Annotated in this window: 8 protein-coding genes; 4 read left to right on the forward strand and 4 right to left on the reverse strand. The window is 34.8% G+C overall.

Annotated features, from left to right (window positions below; all coding sequences use genetic code 11):
* Positions 1–513: 513 nt before the first annotated feature.
* The 3 genes from RMB13_RS11530 to RMB13_RS11540 all read right to left on the reverse strand — a co-directional run bounded on the left by RMB13_RS11530 (position 514) and on the right by RMB13_RS11540 (position 2,718).
* On the reverse strand, positions 514–849 hold the full coding sequence (locus RMB13_RS11530; protein WP_281834483.1) for a type II toxin-antitoxin system HicB family antitoxin: 336 nt from the start codon (positions 847–849) through the stop codon (positions 514–516).
* 174 nt (positions 850–1,023) lie between these two features.
* The gene (locus RMB13_RS11535) at positions 1,024–1,323 is read right to left on the reverse strand and encodes a hypothetical protein (RefSeq protein ID WP_281834485.1); all 300 of its coding nucleotides are present in this window, start codon (positions 1,321–1,323) and stop codon (positions 1,024–1,026) included.
* A 1,158-nt stretch (positions 1,324–2,481) separates the two neighbouring features.
* Positions 2,482–2,718: a hypothetical protein gene (locus RMB13_RS11540; RefSeq protein ID WP_311085301.1), complete on the reverse strand. Its 237-nt coding sequence runs from the start codon at positions 2,716–2,718 to the stop codon at positions 2,482–2,484.
* Positions 2,719–3,503: 785 nt separating this feature from the next.
* Here RMB13_RS11540 and RMB13_RS11545 point away from each other — a divergent pair.
* Positions 3,504–3,728, forward strand: a complete 225-nt coding sequence (locus RMB13_RS11545; protein WP_281834489.1) for a hypothetical protein — start codon at positions 3,504–3,506, stop codon at positions 3,726–3,728.
* Positions 3,729–4,022: 294 nt separating this feature from the next.
* Here the strand turns inward: RMB13_RS11545 and RMB13_RS11550 are convergent, their stop codons facing one another.
* Complete coding sequence (locus RMB13_RS11550; protein WP_281834491.1) at positions 4,023–4,889, reverse strand: metal-dependent hydrolase; 867 nt, start codon at positions 4,887–4,889, stop codon at positions 4,023–4,025.
* Positions 4,890–5,111: 222 nt separating this feature from the next.
* Between RMB13_RS11550 and RMB13_RS11555 the strand changes: the two genes are divergently transcribed.
* From RMB13_RS11555 to RMB13_RS11565, 3 genes are all read left to right on the forward strand, one after another.
* Complete coding sequence (locus tag RMB13_RS11555; RefSeq protein ID WP_311085302.1) at positions 5,112–5,624, forward strand: TetR-like C-terminal domain-containing protein; 513 nt, start codon at positions 5,112–5,114, stop codon at positions 5,622–5,624.
* A gap of 1,620 nt (positions 5,625–7,244) precedes the next feature.
* Positions 7,245–7,778, forward strand: a complete 534-nt coding sequence (locus tag RMB13_RS11560) for a fimbrial protein (RefSeq protein ID WP_311073117.1) — start codon at positions 7,245–7,247, stop codon at positions 7,776–7,778.
* A gap of 86 nt (positions 7,779–7,864) precedes the next feature.
* On the forward strand, positions 7,865–8,443 hold a 579-nt coding region (locus RMB13_RS11565), incomplete at its 3' end, for a fimbria/pilus periplasmic chaperone (RefSeq protein WP_311085303.1).

An 8,443-nucleotide genomic window follows, 5' to 3' on the forward strand; every position in this document is an offset into this window, starting at 1 on the left:
ACGATCAGCATTACTTTCCCTTCGCAAGTGTTTACCAAGTTCAGGCTCAACCGGAACTCGGCATCCCCAAAGTGCCGAGTTCTTTTATTTTTATATCTAGAATAAAAAAAAGCCTACTCATTGAGTAGGCTTCCCCTTATGATATTTGCGCTGATCATTGAGGGTTCTTGTTATCTGCAGTATTTATAAATACTGCAGTTGATAAAGTAATTAAAAAAGCCCGCATCTACGGATGGCTGCGAGCATAAACTCAAGTGAATAGAAAAAATATATTCACCTCATAAGCGAGAAACACCGAAAAACCACTCAATAAATGCAAACTTCATCACAAATTATACGCATAATCGCAAAATAATCAACACTTGACATTAAAATAAAAAAAACACCTTTACACTGATAAAGTTAGGCTTTCTAATTTTTTTTCATAATAACTGGACTGGTGATTTCTCTTAGTTATTCTAAGCTCCACCATATCAAAAAAATATAGGCAAAGCACACCGTACAGTCAAGTGCCTAGTCGTATAGTCGCACCAACTTTTCACTGATTGCTTCACTAACAAATGCATTCAAGTTACTATCACCTGCAGCCATCACGGCTTTACAGTGCAATTCAGGAGAGATAGACACATTGAACGTTCCTTTAAGTGGTTGTTCAGGAGACTTACCCAATTCCGCACATGATGCTAAATATCCATCCACAGAAAATTGAAACTCCCTTTCAAGCTCTTTTAATGTTTCCGCTTCATATGTAATCAAATCACGAATAAAAGCTAACTTCCCGAATAGTTCACCTGTTTCAATATTTGGCTCAATCGTCCCAAGATAACCTTTGTATTTTAAATAACTCATAACAAACTCCTGTTCAGTGTTTGCTTGACGGCCTTTAAAGGACCAAGTCTTTATAAGGAGATGTATTCTTAACATTTCCCAATTTCTCTTGTAATTCACTGTATTTTAATAATTTGTGATAAAAATAATATTAAATTTCAATACCCATGATCTCGTCTAGATATCATTCCAACCTTAAACACAAGCTGCATAAATGATCTTTAATTCGCTATTTATCACAATGCTCAACCTATCATATCGCAAATCTGAACTAACAGGTTCGCCTCTATAAGAGATTAGAATAACTCCAGCATTAGTTCTTCTTTTTAAATCATCTTCACTTAGAACAAGTTGGCCTAAAAGTTTTTCTGCCTCAAGGGGAAGACAATAAGTACTTTTAATAGGCTCTATATCTTGCTGAGTTTCTTGAAGTTCATTGGATGTACACCCAGCAGTTCCAAAAGCAATCAAGTAGATTAATATAATTTTTCTCATAACCGTTCCTATTAGATTTCTTTTTTGCCATTCTAATCCCCTTATTCATTAAAAATCCAATTTCAAATGCCCATAAAAAAGCCCATCATTTGATGAGCTTTGAATAATTCAGTGAACCGCACACTAATGGGCCACTTTTCTTATATCAATTAAAATAGCACTCAAAAGACATTGATAGAAAGTTACATACTAAGATACTTGTTTGGTCTTGACCGCAAAACTAAGACAACACAGTAAAAGCTCATATAGTATTTATTATTATGAAGCTTTACCTTTATTAATCTTTAATTACAATGATAACGGCACATAACAAGGATAATAGAGTCTGATGTAACCTTATCGACGATACGATTTTCCTGATCAATGCTGCCTTGACCAATATTCTGATAGGTCATGTTTGAGAGGTTCAAAACCAGCTTTTTGAAAATTAACTTAGCGGTTTTTATTCAAATGTACAAAGTAAAAAGCCCACTCAAACGAGCAGGCTTCTTACTGTATTTCAGGACTAAGCTATATAATTATAATTCTCAAAAATACTCTATTAATCTATGTAAGCCCGCTCTTTTGGTCAATAGCAAAAGTGACAAATTACAATATTTTCATATCAACATTGTTCTGCAATCTACATAAAAAAAAGCCCATTTCTCTACTTCTAAATAAGAAATGGGTTTAGTGAAGATCCACTCAGTCCTGAAATACAAACGTAATAGGGAGTATCTCACCTACTCTTGTTTGCAAAACAATAGTCCCACACAATAATATATATTTCAATATTTTATTTTAAATACCCTATAAAACCCATTCAACTCTTAGAAAGTTCATCTAATGAGTTCAATGAAGCGTTCCATTATAAATTTTTCTCTCATGGATTCCTCCAGGATTAAAAATAGCCACATTTCTTATCTTTTCAATTTGTTATAATCTAAAAGCAAGTTAAATTCATCACTAAATAAACTCTGTGTAAAACCTCATTTTCTAGCAACTATAAATGATGCTCATTGACCATATCAAAAATGTAAAAGGATATGTAAACCTCATAAAAATAAGGCATCTTGGGAAGGACTAATAAATATTCACATATTAAACAGGCTAAATAGTCAGATTTACACTATCACTTTATTTTGCGATATTATGGGCCCTGTTTAGTGATGTAAACTTTCATTTTTGGGAGCTTAAGAATTTATATGCTCCTTCTTCATTACTCTTGCTTCGAACTATTGCATTTGTTTCTTTATTTAAAGTTTCATTCACTATTCTAACGCCGTTACACAGTACTTGATGACCAATTTTGAACTCTGAACCAAACGCTTCAATAACAATAAATTCACCTGCAGAATTCGATGCCACAAAAAAACTGTTATCACAATGACCATACCTAATAGTATAAAATTTCATTCTCTTACAACTTTAATTATAAATTAAGATAAGGAGTTAGAATTCCATACAATTAATCGAAATGCAAAAAAGTCCATAAATGGCATGCTTTAGAATATGCAATAGCTCACCCATAAAAAACATACAATAATTTTATTATTTTCAAATACTTACCCTTTAAAACAGTTTATTTTTGAATTTCACTATCAGTTAATTGTTTCAATTTAATTTTACTCAATGATCTATCGGCATTTTCCACTGATTTTTGAGCATCAGTCATCGATTGTTCAACTTCATTTATATAAGTATAGTCATCTTTGACTTCTTCTCTGGGCGTGAAAGATTAATAAATACATAATAAACAACAGATGCCCCAAGTAAGGCTAAAGCTGAGATTTTCAACATAGTCAACTTATTGATTAAACTTACATTACTGTAATTTTATGTGATTAAAATTACATTTTTACTAAAATCCTTAAATATCAAAACATTTATAAACATCAAATACTTAACTATCCGATAAACTCTTAGCACAATGTACAATTCTCCGAATATGGTAGAAAAAACCTCTGTCATTTCAAAAAGGTGAGATCTAGTAAAAGTATACAGTAAGATGAATACCTTACCTATACAGGGTACAAGGCTAATGATGGAAATGGATATATTCCTATCCATTCTGCCAGTGAAATAGTATGGTAAAGGGGTCAGGTTCAAAGCCCTCCTACCAGAAATGGTTGGTATGTTGTGCGCCTCCCAAAGATCGAATGCCCCTCGAAGTGTGTTCAAGTATATTTTAAGGATGATAAATGGATTACTCAAAACCACCAATTAACAAAATTATTACTAGAATTAATGATGCTGCAGTCAATAACGAAGCATTAGTATTAACCGCTGAAGAGGTGAAAATTCTTTCAAGAAAAATTGGAGACAAATACTTTATACCTGTACTTACCAATGAGCAGGTTTTGCAAATGGCAAAGGAAGGTAAACTTAGTCAGAATATAGAATTGAGGAAAATTAATAAGCCTTGACCTAGCACAATCCTTTAAAATTAATCTAGAGAAGAAAAGAATGGTGGACAAAACTGAAAGAAGCAATCCTAAATCACGCTAGCTTGAATATATTCAATTATTATTTAGGCAAGTCTATTAGAATTATTGATTAATCTTACCAAATATAAATCTTACAAATAACAAAAAAGCACAGTTATTATGAGCATAAAAGCTTGCTCTTTCAACCCATTTGTAATACGTGGCGACTATCCATTTTCATCTGTTCATGTAAGTTTATTTTTAGGGCTCACCTTAAAAAGGAAAACTTTAATTTTATACATTATGTAAATTCAGTATAGGCTTCCATTGCTCAATCAGCGCGGAGTTATCATCATGCATTGGGTGAAAATTCGGTTTAAAAAACTCCAGATAACCTGGTAGCGCCTTTCTAAAATATCCAGCCTTCTTGCCAACACCAAACATCCACCATAGCCCTTTCATAGTGGCATTAAGATTCCAGATGGATTTATCCGCCCATAAAAAACTAGCCTGTCCGTATAATACCGTGCCACTAATAAGACCTGTTGCCAACAATATACCATACACGCGACGCCCATAACTACCATCAATTAATTGATAAACATCATAGGCAACAGCCTTGTGCTCAAGTTCTTCAAGTGCATGCCAAATCATCACCCTTTTCATGGTCGAATCAATTTGTTCAATGATTTCGGGGTGGGTCAGCAATAATTTGCCAAACAACGCTGTAAAATGCTCCGTCGCCCCCGTCACCGCCATGCGATTTTGTTCAGACAGCTGATCGACAAATTTAAGGCATTGCATCATCAATTTTTCTAATTGCTGAACAGGTAGCCCCCGTTCTTCCAACATACGATTAAAGGATTGATGTATTTTGGCGTGATGAGCCTCTTGCCCAATAAATCCTGAAATATCCTTATTTAATTGAGCTTGCTGTTGTACTTGATCACGTACCGAACGCACACTAGCAATCATGAAATATTCACCTTGCGGTAAGATACCCGAAAAAGCATTCATAAAATGCGTCAAAAAAGGATTATCTGCAAACCAATAATCAGGTGTCGACTCTCCCCATGTCGATTGGATCGTAGATGGATTTATTTCGTAAGGCTTCTGATTTAACATGTTTTGACGGTTTTTATTGGTAGCTGGTCTATTCATGATTACTCATCCCGACTTCAATGTATGACCACAATAACAACGATATAACATCGTTATAGACAATGTCAATGCTTTTGCATTAAAATGGAGAAATTGCAAAATTAATTCGTGATTCGCATGGCCTCAACCACACAGAACATTAAATCCGCCTCAACTAAATCGCCCGCCGAGCTTAAAAAAACCATAGTAAATGTTGCGCGACATATGGTAAAAAACTCGGGAATGAATACTCTAAATTTGCGTATGGTGGCAGAACTATCAGGAACGTCAACTCAAGCCATCTACACCCTACTGGGTGGAAAATCAGGTTTAATTCAGGCCATGTACCAGCACTGGATCACAGAATTGGAGCAACGATTATTAGAAGCAAAACTTCATTCCTCAACCGTTGAATTGATCACTCAAACCGCACATATTTATCGGGAGCAAGCTTTATCCAATCCAGATTTATTTTTATTTGGTTGTTCACCTGCCGCCAATGAAGCCAACCTGTTAGAAATGATGGCTTCTTCCAATGCATTCTCGCTATTTTCAGGATTAATAGCATCAGGTGTTGATACTGGCTTGTTTTATGCGATTGATAATATTGAAACCTGCACTCAAGCTTTATGGGCATCCATACATGGAGCCGTATTGTTTGAACTATGCTATCCGACCACCGTCAACCTAGTTGAACTAAATCTACCTATTCTGATACGCGGTCTTTATAAGGAACCACCTCAACAGGAAGTTTAAACCTTAAATCAGAAAAAACCTCATCAGCAATGTGTTGAGGTATTTGGCAGAAGGAAATGCTAAGCTACTGTCTTGGCAACAACTAGATGTTGCTCTGATTTGGATTTTCCTGTGTAAAACTCCTCAACAATATCCAAACCCTCTTCTCCTAGTACGTTAAAAATGTTGTTCAATCCCATTTTTCCAAGTCACTGACAGATTTCACTATTGCCTGTGCAAAGTGATCACCCTGTTTGACGATCAAATAAAGTATATTGAACTCAGGATCATTAAAAATCATTTGTGATGAATCATAATCCAACAATCACAATTGAACATAAGCTGTACTAGAAGCGCAAATCTTAAATTTAATTGATCTTCAGTCCATCTCCTTGATGACTAAGAAATCTTTTTATGCAATGCAACAAAACAACCTATGCTTTTCATATAGTCGTATAATGAGTTTTTCAATGGATGTCGGAGAGCTATAGCTTCAATTTTAGAAATTCAGGATGAATATCAAGACTGGGGGTTCCAACTCACATTGTCTTTATTTAAATAATTAAACGTAAATAGTCCTACATTTTTAGCTAACGTATTCATCAATATTCTAGACAGTGTAATCTAGTGACTCTGTTTACGATAAAAAACTGCATCAACCTCAGAAAACATGGGCTTATATCAATACTCTGATTGAACTAGAAAAAAACAGAAGTAAGCCATTTGCTTTAGAGCATATTGATATATTTTTAGTTATCCATAAATCTATAAGTTTGGCAGCAATTAAGTAATACGATCACCTATAAAACTAATACTTGGATTTTCTCTCGACAAATTTGCTATGGAGAAATAACCTAACGAAGTCACAAAAAAATGATCATAATTACTGTAACATCCTTCCGCATCACGTCAATTCCCAAAAATCTCAATCCGATACTTACAATGAAATCTAAAGCAAAAAGTAGAACAATCTATTAAAAATATGATGCAAAAACACGGCTATTGTAAAACTCACTTTGTATACAAATCAATTTAAGCTTTGGCCTCATAAAATCACATTATTACTAATATAGTCTCAATATTTAACAATTAATCATCTACCAGCTATTCTCAATCCTGAAGATATGAGGTCAATGTCTTATAGAAATGTGCATAATCAAGTCCCCTTGACTTCATAAGCACTTCATTGATCTCTTCAACACTCCACCCTTGGTTCCTTGCTGAAGAAGCAAATAAAGTACTCAAAACAAATGGATGCTCGCCTTTCCTCAAATACAGCTTTTTTAACTTCTTTTTAGACATTCAATAAACAAAACTAACAAAACACCCATTGAAGATACATCTTATGACACAAAAATAATAGCTAGCAGTCTCAAATTAGTAAGTAAATTTTCAAAATCAAGTGGAGTTATAAAGACAAACTTCACAGTGTTACAAAAAAATTACAATGTAATATAGGTAGCAAAAACAAATATAAAACAATACCTTTCATGCAAGTGTTGAGAGAAAAACAATGAGTTTTATGTGATGAAGTTTGCATTTTTTTATATCAACTGTTAATTTCCGCCCATTACGACTTCAAGGCATTTTATTTGAAGTGTAATTAATTTTTTCCTTATCTAAACTTTACGAGAAAATACCATGAAAAAACTTGCTTTGATCGCTGCTCTTTCGGTTGTAGGAATTGCGAATGTTCAAGCTGCTGACGGTACAATTACAATTAATGGTTTAGTTACAGACAAAACTTGTGACATCGTTACCCCTGCAGGTAAAGACTTCACAGTTACTCTTCCAACTGTTTCTAAACAAACTTTAGCTGCAGCTGGGGATACAGCTGGCCGTACTCCTTTCCAAATCAACTTAGCTAACTGTTCTGAAGGTAAAGTAGCGACTTACTTCGAACCAGGTGCAACTGTTGACTTTAATTCTGGTCGTTTACTTAACCAAGATGCTACTGGTGCTAAAAACGTTGATGTTCAACTTTTAGGTGATAATAATAACTTCATCCCAGTACTTGCTGCGGGTGCAAATGGTACTCAAGCTAACTCTCAATGGGTTGACGTAGTTGAAGGCGCAAGTGCTGACCTTAACTACTATGCTGAATACTATGCAACTGGCGCTTCTACCGCTGGTAAAGTAAACACTTCTGTTCAATACACAATTATCTATCAATAATTGATGGATGAGAGGGTTTCTATGTTTACATGGAAACCCTCTTTTTGTGACGCTTTCCCGAATCATTCTTGGTTGAGAATTCTGAAATGAAATTGAACAGTTATAATTTTTTGTTAGGTTTGGCATTTGCTTCAGCAGTTGTTGCACCTGCTACTCAAGCAGAAATTGTAATTCATGGCACTCGTGTGATTTATCCTTCGGATGCTCGCGAAGTTACACTACAAGTTAGCAATAACGGTTCAAAACCAGCACTTGTCCAAGCTTGGATTGATGAAGGTGACCCAAAAAGCACTCCGGACCAATCAAAAGTACCTTTTATGATTGCTCCTCCTATTTCTCGTGTTGAGGCTACAAAAAGTCAGACCCTTCGTATTACTGCTCTGCCAACAGCTTCTCAGCTAAATCAGAAGCAAGAAACAGTTTTGTGGTTAAATGTTTTGGATATTCCTCCAAGACCAACTTCAAAAAGTGAAGATACGACACCTGATAATTTCCTGCAATTAGCAATTCGCTCACGTATTAAATTCTTTTATCGACCAGCTTCGATTAAAGACGATGCGAATTTAGCAGCTGATAAACTTCAATGGGTTAAATCTGGTCAAAATTTAACGGTAAAAAATCCAACTCCTTTTCATATCACGATGACCTCTGTTTACCAAAAGGCA

It is taken from the genome of Acinetobacter sp. V102_4 (assembly GCF_031799005.1).
GTDB lineage: Bacteria > Pseudomonadota > Gammaproteobacteria > Pseudomonadales > Moraxellaceae > Acinetobacter > Acinetobacter calcoaceticus.